Origin of the sequence: Halobacteriovorax sp. JY17, from assembly GCF_002753895.1 — a bacterium.
Taxonomy (GTDB): Bacteria; Bdellovibrionota; Bacteriovoracia; order Bacteriovoracales; family Bacteriovoracaceae; genus Halobacteriovorax.
On record NZ_NJER01000001.1, the window covers coordinates 1,616,961 to 1,633,478 of the forward strand.

Annotated in this window: 14 protein-coding genes; 11 read left to right on the plus strand and 3 right to left on the minus strand. The window is 35.5% G+C overall.

Annotated elements, in window-relative coordinates; all coding sequences use genetic code 11:
* The first annotated feature begins 31 nt into the window (after positions 1–31).
* The 5 genes from CES88_RS07610 to CES88_RS07630 all read left to right on the plus strand — a co-directional run bounded on the left by CES88_RS07610 (position 32) and on the right by CES88_RS07630 (position 5,365).
* A complete protein-coding gene (locus tag CES88_RS07610) occupies positions 32–997 on the plus strand; it encodes a hypothetical protein (protein ID WP_290733055.1) in 966 nt (321 codons plus the stop codon).
* 5 nt (positions 998–1,002) lie between these two features.
* A complete protein-coding gene (locus CES88_RS07615; RefSeq protein ID WP_290733057.1) occupies positions 1,003–2,112 on the plus strand; it encodes a hypothetical protein in 1,110 nt (369 codons plus the stop codon).
* 156 nt (positions 2,113–2,268) lie between these two features.
* Positions 2,269–3,579, plus strand: coding sequence for a PhoH family protein (locus CES88_RS07620; RefSeq protein ID WP_290733059.1), 1,311 nt, complete (start codon positions 2,269–2,271; stop codon positions 3,577–3,579).
* A 3-nt stretch (positions 3,580–3,582) separates the two neighbouring features.
* Positions 3,583–4,152: a hypothetical protein gene (locus CES88_RS07625; protein WP_290733061.1), complete on the plus strand. Its 570-nt coding sequence runs from the start codon at positions 3,583–3,585 to the stop codon at positions 4,150–4,152.
* A gap of 151 nt (positions 4,153–4,303) precedes the next feature.
* Positions 4,304–5,365 carry a porin gene (locus CES88_RS07630; protein WP_290733063.1) on the plus strand — a complete coding sequence of 354 codons (1,062 nt, stop codon included), beginning with the start codon at positions 4,304–4,306 and terminating at the stop codon, positions 5,363–5,365.
* A 94-nt stretch (positions 5,366–5,459) separates the two neighbouring features.
* On the opposite strand, the gene CES88_RS07635 is transcribed toward CES88_RS07630, so the two are convergent.
* The 3 genes from CES88_RS07635 to CES88_RS07645 all read right to left on the minus strand — a co-directional run bounded on the left by CES88_RS07635 (position 5,460) and on the right by CES88_RS07645 (position 7,186).
* Positions 5,460–5,765 (minus strand): hypothetical protein, encoded by a 306-nt coding sequence (locus tag CES88_RS07635; protein WP_290733064.1) that lies wholly within the window; start codon positions 5,763–5,765, stop codon positions 5,460–5,462.
* A gap of 130 nt (positions 5,766–5,895) precedes the next feature.
* Positions 5,896–6,498, minus strand: coding sequence for a DedA family protein (locus CES88_RS07640; RefSeq protein WP_290733066.1), 603 nt, complete (start codon positions 6,496–6,498; stop codon positions 5,896–5,898).
* Positions 6,499–6,583: 85 nt separating this feature from the next.
* Complete coding sequence (locus tag CES88_RS07645) at positions 6,584–7,186, minus strand: peroxiredoxin (protein WP_290733068.1); 603 nt, start codon at positions 7,184–7,186, stop codon at positions 6,584–6,586.
* 310 nt (positions 7,187–7,496) lie between these two features.
* Here CES88_RS07645 and CES88_RS07650 point away from each other — a divergent pair, with 310 nt between their 5' ends.
* The 6 genes from CES88_RS07650 (at position 7,497) to lon (ending at position 16,379) form a co-directional block, all read left to right on the plus strand.
* On the plus strand, positions 7,497–8,105 hold the full coding sequence (locus CES88_RS07650) for an ATP-dependent Clp protease proteolytic subunit (RefSeq protein ID WP_290733070.1): 609 nt from the start codon (positions 7,497–7,499) through the stop codon (positions 8,103–8,105).
* Positions 8,106–8,121: 16 nt separating this feature from the next.
* A complete protein-coding gene (gene clpX / locus CES88_RS07655; protein ID WP_290733072.1) occupies positions 8,122–9,432 on the plus strand; it encodes an ATP-dependent Clp protease ATP-binding subunit ClpX in 1,311 nt (436 codons plus the stop codon).
* Between the two features lie 130 nt (positions 9,433–9,562).
* Entirely contained in the window at positions 9,563–11,734 is a 2,172-nt protein-coding gene (locus tag CES88_RS07660) for a methyl-accepting chemotaxis protein (RefSeq protein WP_290733074.1), read from the plus strand.
* Positions 11,735–11,949: 215 nt separating this feature from the next.
* Positions 11,950–12,204, plus strand: a complete 255-nt coding sequence (locus CES88_RS07665; protein WP_290733075.1) for a hypothetical protein — start codon at positions 11,950–11,952, stop codon at positions 12,202–12,204.
* 13 nt (positions 12,205–12,217) lie between these two features.
* Positions 12,218–13,576 (plus strand): DUF3373 family protein, encoded by a 1,359-nt coding sequence (locus tag CES88_RS07670; RefSeq protein ID WP_290733076.1) that lies wholly within the window; start codon positions 12,218–12,220, stop codon positions 13,574–13,576.
* A 382-nt stretch (positions 13,577–13,958) separates the two neighbouring features.
* Positions 13,959–16,379 (plus strand): endopeptidase La, encoded by a 2,421-nt coding sequence (gene lon / locus CES88_RS07675; protein WP_290733077.1) that lies wholly within the window; start codon positions 13,959–13,961, stop codon positions 16,377–16,379.
* The last annotated feature ends 139 nt before the right edge of the window (positions 16,380–16,518 follow it).

A 16,518-nucleotide genomic window follows, 5' to 3' on the forward strand; every position in this document is an offset into this window, starting at 1 on the left:
TATCGGGCAAATTTGTCCGAGAGGAAAGCTCATGTATAAATCATTTTTAATTTTATCTCTATTGCTGTTGCTACTTTCTTGTGGAAAGAGTGAAGAGAAAGTAGATAATGCAGTTCTTCGGGCGAATCTTGCGCTTACTAGAGGCGACTGCGACAGTGCAATTACTATTCTAGAGAGCGAAGGTTCTCAGCCAAATAATCCAACCTTTATTAAAACGCTAGCTTCTGCATATGCATGTAAGTCTGGTTATAAGACTACAACTCTCTTTGGAACTGATCTGGAAAAAGTTTCTGATCCTGATTTACTTCTTAGAGCGATGAGTACTTTTACAACTAGTGAAATTGATGGACTCGATAATGCTTCATACACTTATTCAAAGCTTGCTTTAGATACACTTCTATACGCAGGCGGAACTTCATTAACAACAAATCCGACATCGGACATGAGAAGCGCTCTCTTTGGTAGTAAGGGAATGGAGTTGAATTCTTTTGCTTTCTACTTATCACTAACTCAGCTTGGAAAATTTTCTTTCTACTTTGGTAATGCTTCTTTTGTTACGGGCATAAAAGGAGCAGGTAACGATACTAGTACTAATCCTTGCTACCTTGATTACAACGCTAACGTAAATGCTTTCTTAGATGTTCTTGGCACAACTGGTGTTTGTGTTAACGGTTCTGATGAGGGTCACCCTGAGTTAGTTGATGGCGTTGATTTAGTAAATATTGAAAATGCTTGTACTGGTATTACTCTCTTTAATAATTTCGTAGATACTCTGGATAGCTTTATCGATACGTTCACAGGTGATGACTTTTCCGAATTTGCAAATATTTCTACGGCAGTAGAGTTAGCAAAACTTGGTATTACTGCTGTTAAACCAACCTTTGATACACGAATTTTTGATACGACATCACAAGCAAGATGTGAGTCTCTCTTTGATGGAAACGATGAAGACATAATGTATTTTTACGCAGCAGTTTTTGAAACACTACATAGGTAGAAAATTTGAAAAGAATTTTACTTCTATTTATATTTCTCTCTTCTCTTCCTATTTTTGGACAAGAGGTGATTCACTTAGGACGTAGCTCTAAAGCTCTTCTTCTAGGGGATGCTTATACTGCGAGAGCGGATGATGAGTTTACTCTCTTCTATAACCCTGCTGCTCTTGGAAGAAATACAGGCGTAGAAATATCGCCACTAAATCCTCAAATAGGTGTGACTAACGCTCTAGATGAAGTGGATCGTTTTAAAGATTTTCCAAAGAGCGATGCAGCCGCAATAGCCGATCGTTTATTAGGCTTTCCTGTCTATATTCAAGCAGGAGCTTTTCCTGGACTTAAAATGGCAACATTTGGGTTCAACCTCTTTGCTCAGACGAGAACGAGTCTTCTTCTGCAAAATGCAATCCATCCCTTATTGGATATAGACTATAGAGTTGATAGAGGTTTTGTTGCTGGCTTTGCCTTTAATTTTGGTAAAGGTAAAAAGGCCAAAACAGGAATGAGAAGTTCTATTGGAATTTCTCTAAAACATACACAAAGAGAAGGACTCTCTGGGGTTTACGACCTCTTTGGAACAGAGCTTCTTAGTAAGATTGAAAGTAATGTTGAAAGCGTTGATGATATTAGAAATGCTCTAGGTTGGTCAAAAGGGAAGGCGTGGGGAGTTGATATAGGTTTTGAACAAGTTTGGAAGTCTAGCTTTAGTGAACTTTCATGGGGGGCAAGTATTCTCGATGTTGGCGGAACAAAGTTTCGAAAAGTTTCAGGTGACGTTGATATTCCTGAACAAGAAATGTTTGTGAATACTGGGGTAAACTGGAAGCAGAATTTTGGAATAGTGGCTTACTCACTCTCAGCAGATCTTCACCCGTTAAATGTTTACATGCCTTTTGCAAGAAAACTTCACCTTGGATTAGAGTTAGATCTTCCCTTTGTATCTTTACTTGGAGGGTACTCTGAGGGTTATGTAAGTTATGGTCTAGAGGTAAGGCTTTGGCCATTTAAACTTATCGCAGGGTTCTATAGCAATGAGTTAGGGGTAGAATATAAGGAATCCGAAGGAAAAAGAGCTGTTTTTCAGCTAAATCTCTTCGATATTGACATAGATATCTAATTTATTTTGCATCTTCTTAGTCTTTTATCTACAATTAAAGGGAATGGAAATAATCAAGGATGAGACTATTTCATTTTCCTATCTTAAAAATCATTTATTACATACACATTCTTATATAACTAAGAGGCTTTTTGGCACTCTTTGTGGAGGTTTCTTTTGAAAAAGACTTTTGTCCTAGATACTAACGTTATTCTCTTTGACCCAACTGCAATTTTTCAATTTGGGGATAATAATGTCTTTATTCCACTTGTTGTAGTTGAAGAAGTGGATAGGTTTAAGAAAGATCAAAATGAGAACGGGAGAAATGCGAGACATTTTTCAAGATTAGTTGATGATCTTCGAAAGCAAGGTTCACTTTCAAAAGGTGTCGCTCTGGAGCACGGTGGACAATTAATTATCTCTGTAGATAAGAGAGTTAAAAGCAAGTACGACGAAGTTATTGATTTAAAAATTAATGATAACTTAATTCTCTCATCAGCTCTTGCTTTAAAAGAAGAGGGTGAGGATTCAATTCTTATCACTAAAGATATTAACTTAAGACTTAAGGCCGATATTTTAGGCGTTGACGCCGAAGACTATGGAAAGAAGAATATCTCTCTTGATGAGATTTATCACGGTCATAGAACTCTAGAAGTTGAAGGAAGTGAGCTCGCTGATTTTGAAAAAAATCGTCACCTTGCTTTTGAAGATGCTGAGGAAATGGATATTTATCCTAATGAATACTTAATTCTTCAAGAAAAAGGAAATGATAGAAAAAGGGCCCTTGGAAGATATTCACTTTCTAAGAAGGGAATCGTTCCTCTTATTCCAATGAGAGAAGGGATATGGGGAATTTACCCAAAGAATATGGAACAGCAATTTGCTCTTGATGCTCTTCTCAATGATGATGTGAAGCTTGTTACATTAGTCGGGAAAGCGGGAACAGGTAAGACTCTACTCGCAATTGCTGCAGGTCTTGAAATGACTATTAATCAAGAGAAATATTCAAGACTATTAGTTTCTCGTCCTGTTCAACCTATGGGGAAAGATTTAGGTTTCCTACCAGGGGATGTGAATGAAAAACTTGCTCCGTGGATGCAACCAATTTTTGATAATATGGATTTTCTCTTTAATCAACATAAAGGTGGAAACTCTTCATATGATGATTTAATAGAACACGGACTTTTACATGTAGAGCCCCTTACTTACATTAGAGGACGTTCAATTCCTGGTCAGTACTTAATTGTTGATGAGGCCCAGAACTTATCTCCTCATGAAGTAAAAACTATTATTACAAGAGCGGGTGAAGGAACGAAGATTATCTTAACAGGTGATCCACAGCAGATTGATAGTCCTTACTTAGATGAAATTAATAATGGTCTTTCTTATTGTGTAGAGAGACTTAAAGCTGAAGATATTGTTGCTCATACTTCACTTAAAGTTGGTGAGAGATCAGCACTTTCAGAGGTTGCTAGTAAGCTTCTGTAAGTTATGGCCGACGCAAAATTTAAGAGAAAACATTTAAGATCTCCTTTAAAAACAATCGCTCTCTTTCAGAGCGATTGTTATGTTTTTAGAGCGCAGTCCTTGAATATCTCAGAAGGGGGAGTACTACTTGAAAACCTTCCTTCTGTTCCTGAAATCAATGCCATTCCGCTGATGCTTTGCTTACCACAATTTCCTGAATTTCATTCTGTAAGTCCAGCAAGGCTTAAGAGTCTTGAAATTGAAGAATTTGATTCGAATATTATTAGAGTCAAAGCTAGAACCGTTAGGCAATTTGAAGGTATGAGTGAAGTTGATCAAATCTTTGTAACAAGAATCGGCTGTGAATTTGTTTTGGCCAGCGATTCAGCTAAACAATCTATTAAAAATTACGTTTCAACTTTCGCTAAGAATACAATCTTTCTTCTAAATTTATTTGAGTCCCATGCAAATGATGAGGAGAGAATTTCACTTATTCGTCATATTGCAAAACTTCTCGGCTATGATGAGTCTCAAAAGCTTTCAATTCTTAGACAGAAAGTTCTCCATGATTATCAATCACTAGAATCTCTTTAATTATTCCATTCGTAATTATTTTTTTCTTCATTAATTTTTTATTAATTTTTTATTTTGATTGCTTTCTTTCTTTAATTTTTCTTAAAGAAGTAATAGACTTATACAATTGAAAATTAAAAACTTTTTTAAATTCTATAGCAAGGAAGGATGAATGAAAAAAGTATTAGGACTTGCTGCGCTAGTAGCAATCTCAACAACTGCGCAAGCAGAAATGGCAATGCCAACTATTTACGGAAAACTAACGAAGAATTACATGTATGTAAATCAAGAAGATTTCGCCAATAGAAAATCTATGACTGGTGTTATCGATACTGATAACTCTGAATCAAGACTTGGAGCGAAAGGTTCTTACGAGATCAATTCTTCTCTAACTGCTAACTATGCTCTAGAGCTTGGTTTGAATTCTTCTGCTGCTGACTCTGGGGCTAGTTCTTCAGGACGTCTTAGAATTAGACTTGCTAAAATTGATTTAGTATCTAACTACGGTACTTTAACAATGGGTCAAGATTATACAGCTGATGCACTTGCTGTATTAAAAGTTGATACTTTTACAGGCACGGTAGCTTCTGGTGTTGGTATTGATTACGCTACATTTGTTGAAGGTCAAGATAGTGGAATTGGTTTCATGTATAGATCAAGAAAAGATGTAATTAAGTATGCAACTCCAGTATTCTCTGGTGTTCAGTATACAGTTTCTGTTGATAAGAACGATAATAGATCAAATACTGCGACTTCTGCTGGTGGACAACCAACTTATACAACTCACTTACTATCATTTGATAAGAAAATGGATGCAATGAGCTTAAGACTTCAAACTTCTTATACTCATTGGGCAATGTCTTCTAACTCTGATAACTCTAATCTTCACTTTGGTACAGTTCTTGGTTTTGGAGATCTTACTTTCAAGGCTGGTTGGTCTAAGCAAGAAGTTAAGCCTTTCACAGGTGCTTCAACAGAAACTACTAGAATGACTGCTGGTCTTACTTATGCTATGGCAGCGCATACTGCAAAAGTAGCTTACTATAAATTAGAAGAAGAAGTGGGAGCAGCTACTGAAGAAAGTTCTCAAATTTCTGCAGGTTATGATTATGCATTCAATAAGAATGTATCTATGAATACAATTGTTTCTTTATTAGACAATAAAGATTCAACTAGTACTGCAACTAATAATGATGCAACTGTGTTATCTGTTGGTGCTGTAGTTAAATTCTAATTTGAAATTTTAAAGATTTTAAATACTAAGGCCACTCTTATGAGTGGCCTTTTTTATGTATATCGAAAAAGAGGGTTTAATAGTATCTCTACTATTAGAAGAAGCTTTTGAGCTTTGATAATTTCTTTTCAGCAGACTCAGTAATTGAGATTATTCCAGCGCTCAATCCGTCAGCTTTTAATCTATTTGAAAATTCTTTTAAAATAGTTTTAGATTTTAAGGTAACTTCTTTATTGATTGAACCTGAGTTCAATTCATTTCTAGCAGACTCAGCTTCATTCATGAGATCATGGAAACTTAATGCCTTTAGATAGTTTAGAAATGAAGTTTCTTCTCTTAGCTCAAGAGCGGCTTCTTTCCAGTTTTTTAAAGATATAATTTTTGAGTTATCTGCTGTCATTCAATTCTCATTTTTAGTGTTTTCTAGTTTCACAATTTTTGTGAACTCTTTATGACAGATTGAATCTGTAAAAACAATGAGAACGCAGAGCGATTATATAATTTACACAACTTTTGTGAAAAGCTAGTAATTATAGAGTGTTAAGGTCTTTCCTGCTCTTTTTCTTCCTAATAAAGAAGACTATTCCAGCAATTATAGCAAAAGAAAATATGATTATATTTCCCTTTTTAACATACTCAATCACTGTCTCTCCAAAGTTGTAATAGAGGATGAAGAAGGAGACACATGAGACAGTACAGGCGATGAGATCACTTATCGCAAACTTCCAGGCATTCATCTTCCCAAGACCAGCAGTTAAAAAGAGTGCGTTTCGAACACCAAAGGGAATGAATCTTCCAATAAGGAGAGTCATGATTCCATATTTATTGTAGAAGTTATTCACTTTTTCAATTTTTTCTGGGGAGGCAATAGAAGATAGAAATTTTGATTTGAAAATCTTATTTCCAAGATATCTTCCCATAAAAGCGTAGCAGATAAGATCACTGATATAAGCGCCTAGGAAAACACCTGCAAATAATTGATAAGTGTATTCTGGATTTTTTACTGCTATTAGTGCGGTAATGAAGAGCATGGCATCTTCTGAGACTGGAATATTGAAACCTGCGAGAAAGAGCAGTCCAAAAATTAGGTAAGGTGCAATTGCTACGTTAGCTTGGATATATTCAAGTATCATTTCCATTTATCTTCGGGCCCTTGAAAAAAGAAAGGCCACAAGATTGTGGCCTTCATTTATAAACTTTTTAAAATTTATTAAAAAATTATAGCTTTGTGAAGTACTCTTGTGAACCAGTTGGATCTGGCTTCATTGTGTCAGCACCTTTGTTCCAACCAGCAGGACAAACTTCTCCGTGCTGAGCTGTGTATTGGTAACCTTCAACAAGACGAGCAACTTCCTCAACATTTCTACCAACAGATAGATTGTTGATTGAACATTGTTGAACAATGTTGTTGTCATCAATAATAAAAGTTCCACGGAATGCCACAGCATTGTCCATAAGAACTCCGTAGCTTCTAGCTACGTCTTTAGTTAAGTCAGAAAGAAGTGGGTAGTTGATTTCCCCAAGTCCACCTTTATTTCTTGGCTGTTGAGTCCAAGCGAGGTGAGAGAATTCAGAATCAACTGAACAACCGATAACTTCACAGTTTAGGCTCTTAAACATTTCAATTTTATCAGAGAATGCAGTGATTTCTGTTGGGCAAACAAATGTAAAATCTAATGGGTAAAAGAAAAGTACTTTCCACTTACCTTTGAAGTCTGAAAGTGCAATTTCTTTGATCTGACCATTTACAACGGCTTGACCTTTGAATTCTGGTGCTTCTTTACCAACTAGTGATGTTGGATAAACAGTTTCTGTAGTCATGAAAGTCTCCTTTATGCTTTTCGATTAAAAATAATTTTTTAAGACTTTAAGGCCAAATATGGGCAATTACAAGACTAGGTAGGTTAAACCGTCTAACTAGTGCAGCGTGTATTTATCAGTCTGTATAAGGCTTTTTTGATGATAATCGTTTTGTTCAAGTAAAGTATTGAAATAACTCAAGAAGTTAAAGGTTTTCTATTGTGCCATTAATCTCGAAAGTTTAGTCTTTTGATTAAAGTATTTTAAGAAGTAGTACGACAAGTACTAAAGAATACGATCATTTACTTAATAAAACAGAGGGTAGAAAACCATGAGTAATCCCAAAATGCACATTCCAAATCCAATTGTTATCGAACAAACGGCGCGTGGGGAAAGACAGTACGATATTTATTCAAGACTATTATTAGATAGGATTGTTTTCCTTGGAACACAGGTAAATGATACTGTTGCTAATTTAATAATGGCGCAAATGCTTTTTCTAGAAACAGATGATCCAGATGCTCCAATTCATTTCTATATAAATAGTCCAGGCGGATCTGTTTATGCAGGACTCGGTATCTACGATGTTATGCAATATATTTCTTGTCCAGTTCACACGTACTGTGTGGGTTTAGCTGCTTCAATGGGATCACTTCTATTGACTGCAGGTGCTGAAGGGCAGAGATATTCAATGCCACATTCTAGAATTATGATTCACCAACCTCTTGGTGGAGCGCAGGGACAGTGTTCAGATATTCAGATTCAAGCGAAAGAGATACAAGATTTAAAAGATCAACTTAATGGCATTTATATTAATCACTCTTCTAAAGAGATGACTATGGATAAGATTGTTGCTGCAACAGATAGAGATAATTACCTATCTCCATCAGAAGCGATTGAGCTTGGTATTATTGATCACATAATTGAAAAAAAGAAATAGATAAAGGACCAGCGTAATGACTAAGAAAAATGGTAGCTACAATAGTACTCTTGAATGTAACTTTTGTGGAAAGTCTCAAAAAGAAGTTAAGAAACTAATCGCAGGTCCTGGTACCTATATTTGTGATGAGTGTATTGAACTTTGTAATGATATTATTTATGAAGACTCTGTTAAGTCTACAAGTAAAGCATCATTAGACAATGTTCCTAAGCCTCACGAGATTAAGCTTCATCTTGATAACTATGTTATTGGACAAGATAGAGCGAAGAAGATTATCTCTGTTGCTGTTCATAATCACTATAAGAGAGTTTCTCATGGTAGTGCAACGAAAGGTCGTAAAGACGAAGTTGAGCTGTCAAAATCAAATATTCTCTTAGCGGGACCAACAGGTTCTGGAAAGACTTTAATTGCTCAGTCTCTAGCGAAGTATTTAAATGTTCCATTTGCAATTGCAGATGCGACATCTTTGACTGAAGCTGGTTATGTTGGTGAGGATGTTGAGAATATTATTTTAAATCTTCTTCAATCTTGCGATTACGATGTTGAGAGAGCTCAACGTGGAATTGTCTATATTGACGAGATCGATAAGATCGCGCGAAAGAGTGAGAACCCTTCAATTACTAGAGACGTTTCTGGTGAAGGTGTTCAGCAAGCACTACTAAAACTCGTTGAAGGAACAGTTGCTTCCGTCCCTCCAAAAGGGGGAAGAAAGCACCCACAACAAGAATTTATTCAGGTAGATACGAAGAATATTCTCTTTATCGTTGCAGGAGCTTTTGTTGGTCTTGATAAAATTATCGAGAAGAGACTTACAAAACGTCCAATGGGACTTGTAACAAAAGAAGAAAAAGTTCAACAATCAGTGGTTGAAAAACTTGGTGGAATTGAGGCGGAAGATTTATCAAAATTTGGTCTTATTCCAGAGTTTATTGGACGTCTTCCTGTTAATGCGCTTCTTCAGGAATTAGATGAGGAGGCCCTTGTTCAAATTCTAACTGAGCCAAAGAATGCTATTACAAAACAATACCAAAGGCTCTTTGAGTATGATGGAATTGAAATTGAATTTGAAGAAGATGCTCTTAGAGAAGTAGCTTCAACTGCTCTTCGTAAGAAGACAGGTGCGAGAGGGCTTAGAGCAATTCTTGAACAAACTATGTTAGATGTTATGTATGAAGTTCCATCTAATGAAAAAATTTGTAAAATCATTGTTACAAAGGCTTCAATTGAAGGAACAGAATCACCTAAGACTATTGAAGGAGAGAGAACTCCTCGTGGTGGAACAGGTGGAACTCTTAAGGCGAAGAGTGATATTGAGTCAGCTTCGTAACTCAGGCTTAAGAAAACATTAATTTTTTAAAGAGGCCCCAGATAACCTGGGGTTTTTTTTTATATCTCTTAATTAAATTTCTATAATTACCGATCAGAATGAATATTATATTGTTAATTGAGGAAAGAAAATGAGAAAAGTGCAACTTAAGACAAAGCTTCTATTTATTTCGGGTGGAATGGTATTTCTTTTTGGTCTAATAGTATTATTCCAATTTGAACAAGGTCTAAAAAAACAAAGAGCAAGCATTGTCGATAGCTTTTCACTTTACTCAGATTCTCTTTCAAACTCAGTCTCACAAGTATTCTATTCTCAGTATAATAATGTGCAGGCCTTTGCTAAAAATAATGCTCTTAAAAATTATGAAGACAAAGAAACAATGAAGTTTATCTTGAATGAAATCATTACTCTTTACCCAATGAATGATGTTCTTATTATTACAGATATGAAAGGGAACTTTATTGGAAGTTCGTCTATCAATGCAAATGGTAAGGCAATTCAATCGAATGTTTTTGAAGGACATAATTTTTCTAATGAAGAATGGTTCAAAGATACCGTTGGTGGCAAATTAACTCAAAACTTTAAAAAGAAAATTTTTGGTTCAAGACTAGGAAAACCTAAGAATGATGAATTAATTTCAAAAGCCTATGGAAATAAGAGGTATGGAACACACTTTACAACTTTATTGGAAGATGAATATGGTGATCCTCTCGGAGTTTTAACTGCATTTACAAATTACCAGTGGGTTGAAAGTGAACTTGACTCTCTCTATCACTCTCTTAAGTCTTCAGGTAAAGATGACATCTCTATTTACATTCTTGATTCAAATGGAGATCTTCTTTCTTCTCTAGGGAGAAATAAAGAGGGAGCGTATGTTATACAGAGAGAGGCTGGTAAGAATTTATTTTCTTTTAATAATGAAGTTTCAAAAGAGCTAAAAGAAGGAAAGAAGGGAAGTCTTGTTACAAATACTTTCTTTGGAAGTAATGAATCTCTCTATGCTTTTCAAAAAATTGAAAATGAGAAGTTCGTTAGCTCAATTGGTTGGTCCGTAATCGTAGGGATGAATCCAAAAGTTGCATTTGAAGATATTAGAACCCTTAGAGAACTATTCTATTGGACGTTTGGTATTATGTTAGTTATTTGCCTTATTGTTTCTTACCTCATATCAAATAATCTATATAAGAAATTGACTGAGGTTATATCTGGATTGAAAGAGAGTTTTGGCCGTACAGTGGGCCTTGTAGATGATCTTCAAGGTATGTCATCTAAAGTTTCTGATATGTCGACTCATCAGGCATCGGCAATTCAAGAAACAGCTTCAACTCTCGACGAAGTATCTCAAATGGTAAAGATGAGTGCTCAAAATGCAGAGAAGTCTGTTGAAGTCGCTAAGAGTTCAGAGAATAATGCAAATGAAGGAAAGAAAATTGTTTCACAAGTTCTCGATTCAATGAATGAGATAAAGTCTAGTAATGAAGAAATTTTAGAGCAGACAACTGAAAGTAATAAGAAATTTAATGACATTGTAAAAGTTATTAATGAAATATCAGAAAAAACAAAAGTGATAAATGATATTGTTTTTCAAACTAAACTTCTTTCATTCAATGCTTCGGTAGAAGCGGCGAGAGCTGGTGAGCATGGAAAAGGTTTTGCTGTTGTTGCTGAAGAAGTTGGTAATCTTGCTCAAATGAGTGGTAAGGCCGCAGATGAAATCGGAGGAATCCTGGCAGATAGTATTTCAACAGTTGAAAAAATTGTAAGAGAGTCGCAGGATGGAATCGAAAAAATAATGGTGAAATCAAAGAATAAGATTGAAGAGGGAATTGCCATTTCAGGAAAATGTGACTCTGCTTTAAATAGTATTGTAGAAGATATTAAGAAAGTCGCAGTTATGGCAGATGAGATATCGACAGCTACGCGAGAACAGGATCAAGGTGTTTCTCAAATTGCAGAGGCCATGAATCAATTACAAACTTCAACACATGAGAACTCTCAGATTGCTGATAGGACTCTCAACTGCTCTAAACAATTAAATGAAGAATCTAACTTCTTAAATGGTGTTGTTGAAAGTTTAGAGAATGAGGTTGTTGGAGGAAAGGGAAGAAACGTATCTTCTCCTATAAAAAAGAATGATAAGAATATTCTTAACTTTAAAAAGAAAGAAGAAAAAGAGAATATTAAAAAAGCAGAGAAGAAAACTTCTAAAAAAGAAGATATTAAGGAATCTATCAAAGAAGAGCCTCAGGTCGTTGGGTCAGACATTCCAAAAGGAGATGACCCTCGATTTGAAGATATTTAACCTAAAGATAACATTAATTATTTCACTAAGTAGTTGAGAGGTATTGTCTTCTACTATTGGGTGAAAGACTCAAAAAGACCTCTATGACTGTATTGTGAGAGATATACTTTATTTTAGTGCCATAAGTTTCCATTTATTTTTCTATTTTTATTTCAATACTTTTGAAATATTATCTATACTTATTTAATTCATAATTAATAAACGAGGGAGTGTTTATGTTTAAAGCCTTATGTGCTTTCGTATCTCTTTATGCGCTGATCTTTTCATATCAAGCTCATGCAGGTGCGAAGGATGATTTCATTAAAGCAGTAAAGACCCAGTGTGGGAAAAGTGATGCAGATGCAGCCGCTCTTGCAACACCTGGTAGAGCTGGAAATGTGATTAAATTAAAAACTTGTTCATCAGCAACGATTACTGTTGGTGATTGTACGCTTCAATGTAAAGACGCTTCATCATCAATTGGTGGATAAGTAGGAGAGAAATATGTTAAAGAAAATATTAGTATTAAGTGCAATTGCTACTGCCAGTGTTGGAAGTATTCAAGCACAAACGTTAGAAGAAAGAGTAGAAGCTCTTGAGTATGCTGGTTATGAAAATTGGTGGTCATTTTCTGGGAGTTTAGAATATAGGTTTGATGCAGCTAAAACAGAGTATAAGAAAGGTTATTCTTATAGAAGTTTTGATGCTCCAACTACAACTAAGACAATTGCTGCGGGTACAAAAGATGAAGTTAAACATCACAGAATCTTTTCAGAAATAGACATAACAGCAACACCTACAAAGAAATTATCTTTCTTTGGTCGATTGGCGATGTCAAAGTATATGAATACTCTAAATAAAGGTGGTGGAAACTATACTGGTGATGGTGCCTTTAATGAGCTTGGAGAAGGGCAAGGAACAGATAATTCAAGAATTTATCTTGAAAGAGCTTTTGTTAATTACAGCTTTACAGATAATTTAACTTTCACCGTTGGTAGACTTCCAACAATTGATGGAGCTCCTAAGCACTTTCAAGAAAGTCGCCCTATGATGGGTCAGTATCCACTACTTGTATTTGGTGGAGTATTTGATGGTATGGCACTTACTTATGCAAATTCTTATAATGGAAATGCTTTTAAATTTAGAGGGATTTATACACCATTTAATCAAAGGAATATAAGTGAATCTAGTAAACGTTTAAAAGACGGTAGTGGAAACGAAGTAGATGAAACTGCTGATGTATATTCTCTAATGGCCGAGTATGAAAGAACAAATATGTCTTGGGCAAGAAGAATTCATGTTATCTACCAATATCTAAGCTTCACAGGACTAGATGCTTTTAACTCTACAACAGCCACTGGTAATGCTCAGCTTGATGTTAAAAGACATGTTTTAAATTTAGAGATCAATGGTATCGCGAATACTGGTCTATCTTTTGGATTCTCGTTCTTAAAAGGAAATCTACAAGGAAAAGGGCAATTCACTGGACTTGGTACATGGTACGGTGGAACAACTGGAGACACAGATTTAGATGGTGATGCTTGGATTCTTAATTTGAACTATGAAATGCCATTTAAAGTTTTAAGAAAAGCAGTTCTAGGGTTTGAATATTTAGATTCAGATGAAGATGCATTTCTCTATGATACAACAGCAAAGAATGTTGTAGGTTTCTATACTCCTAGAGGTGGAAACTCAATGCACGTTTTCTGGCTTCAACCAATTGATCAAAACTTTAAGTTTAGAGTTGGTTGGCAAAAGAGTGTAACTAAGAGAACAAACTTCTTAGGTGCTTACCTAGGTGCTCCTACAGATATAGAAACAGAGAGATCTGCAATCTATTCAAGCTTACAATTTAATTTCTAATTGGTAATTAACCACTACTAATAACTTGAAGTTTAAGGCCACTCCTAGGAGTGGCCTTTTTTATTGATTAGTGCCTGCCTGCACCAGCAGGTGAGAGTTATCTAACATTTAGTCACTTTTAAAAATAAGTGATTAATTTTTTTTCAAATAACATTTTCTGACATTTTATTTTACTAACAAATAATCAGTACTTTATCAGCTATAAAAGGCCCTAGAGAGGCGATATTACGAAGTATAAATTTTTTTTAGAGGAAAAGGATGCCTTCACTTTTTTTTTGACCCAGATTTGATTTTACGAGACAATTTATACAAGACATATTTTTAGAGACATGAAGTCCGCTAATATGTTTTCCCAACCAATACCAGTAGTGCAGGAGGTACTATGTCAGACAACAAGTCTGTTGACTCAAAGAGGTTCCCTCTTCTTCCACTAAGAGACGTCATCATTTTTCCACATATGGTGGTACCACTTTTCGTCGGTAGAGAGAAATCGATTGCTGCTTTAGAAGAAGCTGCGAAGAACAACAACGAATTATTCCTTGTAACTCAAAAAGACGCCAATGTTCTAAATCCTGAAAGGGGTGATGTCTATGATGTAGGAACTGTTGTTAACATCATTCAAATGCTTAGATTACCTGACAATACTGTAAAGGTATTAATTGAAGGTAAGTATAGAGCAAATATTAACGAATTTGTTGCAAAGCCTGAAGGTTACTGGGCCGAAGTTACAAAGTCACACGCTGATGTTGTTGACGTTGTAAATTTAGAAGCAACAATGAGAAGTATTAAAAGTACTTTTGAACAATACGTAAAACTTAATAAGAGAATTCCACCTGAACTTCTTATGAGTATTTCTTCAATCACTGATCCTTCAAGATTAGCGGATATTATCGTAGCTCACTTGAGTATGAAAATTCCTGAGAAACAAGAAATCCTTGAAGCTGTAAATGTTGAAGATAGACTTCACCTTCTTCTTGAAAAAATGCAAGGAGAGATTGAAGTTATTAACGTTGAGAGAAGAATTAAAACTCGCGTTAAGCAACAGATGGAAAAATCTCAAAAAGAATATTATTTGAATGAGCAAATGAATGCCATTCAAAAAGAGCTTGGGCAAAAAGATGATGGTAAGTCTGACATCAGTGAGATGGAAGAGAAGCTTGCTAAGAAAGTTATGCCAGAAGAAGCTCGTGAGAAAACTTTAAAAGAAATTAAGAAACTTAAGTCAATGTCTCCAATGTCTGCTGAAGCAGCCGTTGTTAGAAACTATATTGACTGGATGACGAATCTTCCATGGGGTGAATACACTACTGACGACAATAACGTGAGTAAAGCTTGGGAAATTCTAGATAGTCATCACTATGGAATGAAAGATGTTAAAGAAAGAATTGTTGAATATCTTTCAGTAAGATCTCTCGTTAAGGATGAAGGAAAGGGAACAATTCTCTGCCTTGCAGGTCCTCCTGGTGTTGGTAAAACTTCAATTGCAAAATCTCTTGCAGAATCGCTTGATAGAAAATTCGTAAGAATTTCTCTTGGTGGAGTAAGAGATGAATCTGAAATTAGAGGACATAGAAGAACTTATGTTGGGGCCATGCCAGGGAAAATTATTTCAGCTCTTAAGAAGGCTGGAACAAGTAATCCAGTAATCCTCTTAGATGAAATAGATAAAATGAGTTCTGATATGAGAGGTGATCCTGCGGCAGCAATGCTAGAAGTTCTTGATCCAGAACAAAATAAGAACTTTGCTGATCACTATATTGAGTGTGAATACGATCTTTCTCAAGTTATGTTTATCATGACTGCAAATGATCTTGGGAAAATCCCTGGACCACTTAGAGATAGAATGGAAATCATTAGTGTTTCTGGTTATACGCCGCAAGAAAAACTACAAATTGGTAAGAGATATCTTCTTCAAAAAGCAATCAAGAGTAATGGTTTAGATAATTACGAAATTGCAATGAATGATAATTCTGTTCTAGAAGTAGTTAGAGGTTACACGAAGGAAGCTGGAGTTAGAGAGTTTCAAAGACTTCTAAATACTGTTTGTCGTAAAATTGCTACTGAAGTTGTTGCTAAAGAGCATGCTGAAGGTAAGAAGTTTAACGTAACTCCTAAACAACTAACGAAGTATCTTGGACCTAAGAGATTTGATAGAACAGCTATCGAAGTAGAGCCTCAAGTAGGTTTAGTAAATGGACTTGCATGGACTTCTGTAGGTGGAGAGTTACTTCACATTGAAGTTGTAACAGTTCCTGGAAAAGGACAAGTTAAAGTTACAGGTAAACTTGGTGAGGTGATGCAAGAGTCAGCTTCTGCAGCTCTTAGTTATGTAAGATCAATAAGTGCTCAGCTAGGAATTGATGCTAGCTGGTACGAGAAGAATGATATTCATGTGCATGTTCCAGAGGGGGCAACTCCTAAAGATGGTCCAAGCGCAGGTATCACAATGGTTACTGCTTTGACTTCTGCAATTACAGGAATACCTGTTAAACAGAATGTTGCAATGACTGGAGAGGTTACAATTAGAGGACGTGTTCTTCCAATTGGTGGACTTAAAGAAAAATTACTTGCAGCTAAGCAATCGGGAATTGAAACCGTCATCATTCCAATAAAGAATGAGAAAGATCTTCCTGAGATCCCTGCAGAGGTAAAGAGTGGATTAACAATAATTCCATGTTACCAAGTTGATAATGTTTTAAAGAATGCTCTTGAACTACAAAATCCTGAGCAATTTATGCAACATGTGGCTCCTCAGCTTAAGGTTATCGATTCAGATACTCCGGCGATGGAAGTTGCTAATTAAAAATTTTTTGATCAGCTAAAAAAGTGGTATTTTTTTGCTTGATGGTATTGGGGTGAAAAGGGAGACATTGTTCTCCCTTTTCTTTTTCTTAGACAAAATTTCCTTATTAAATTCTTCACATGACATTAGAATAATATGG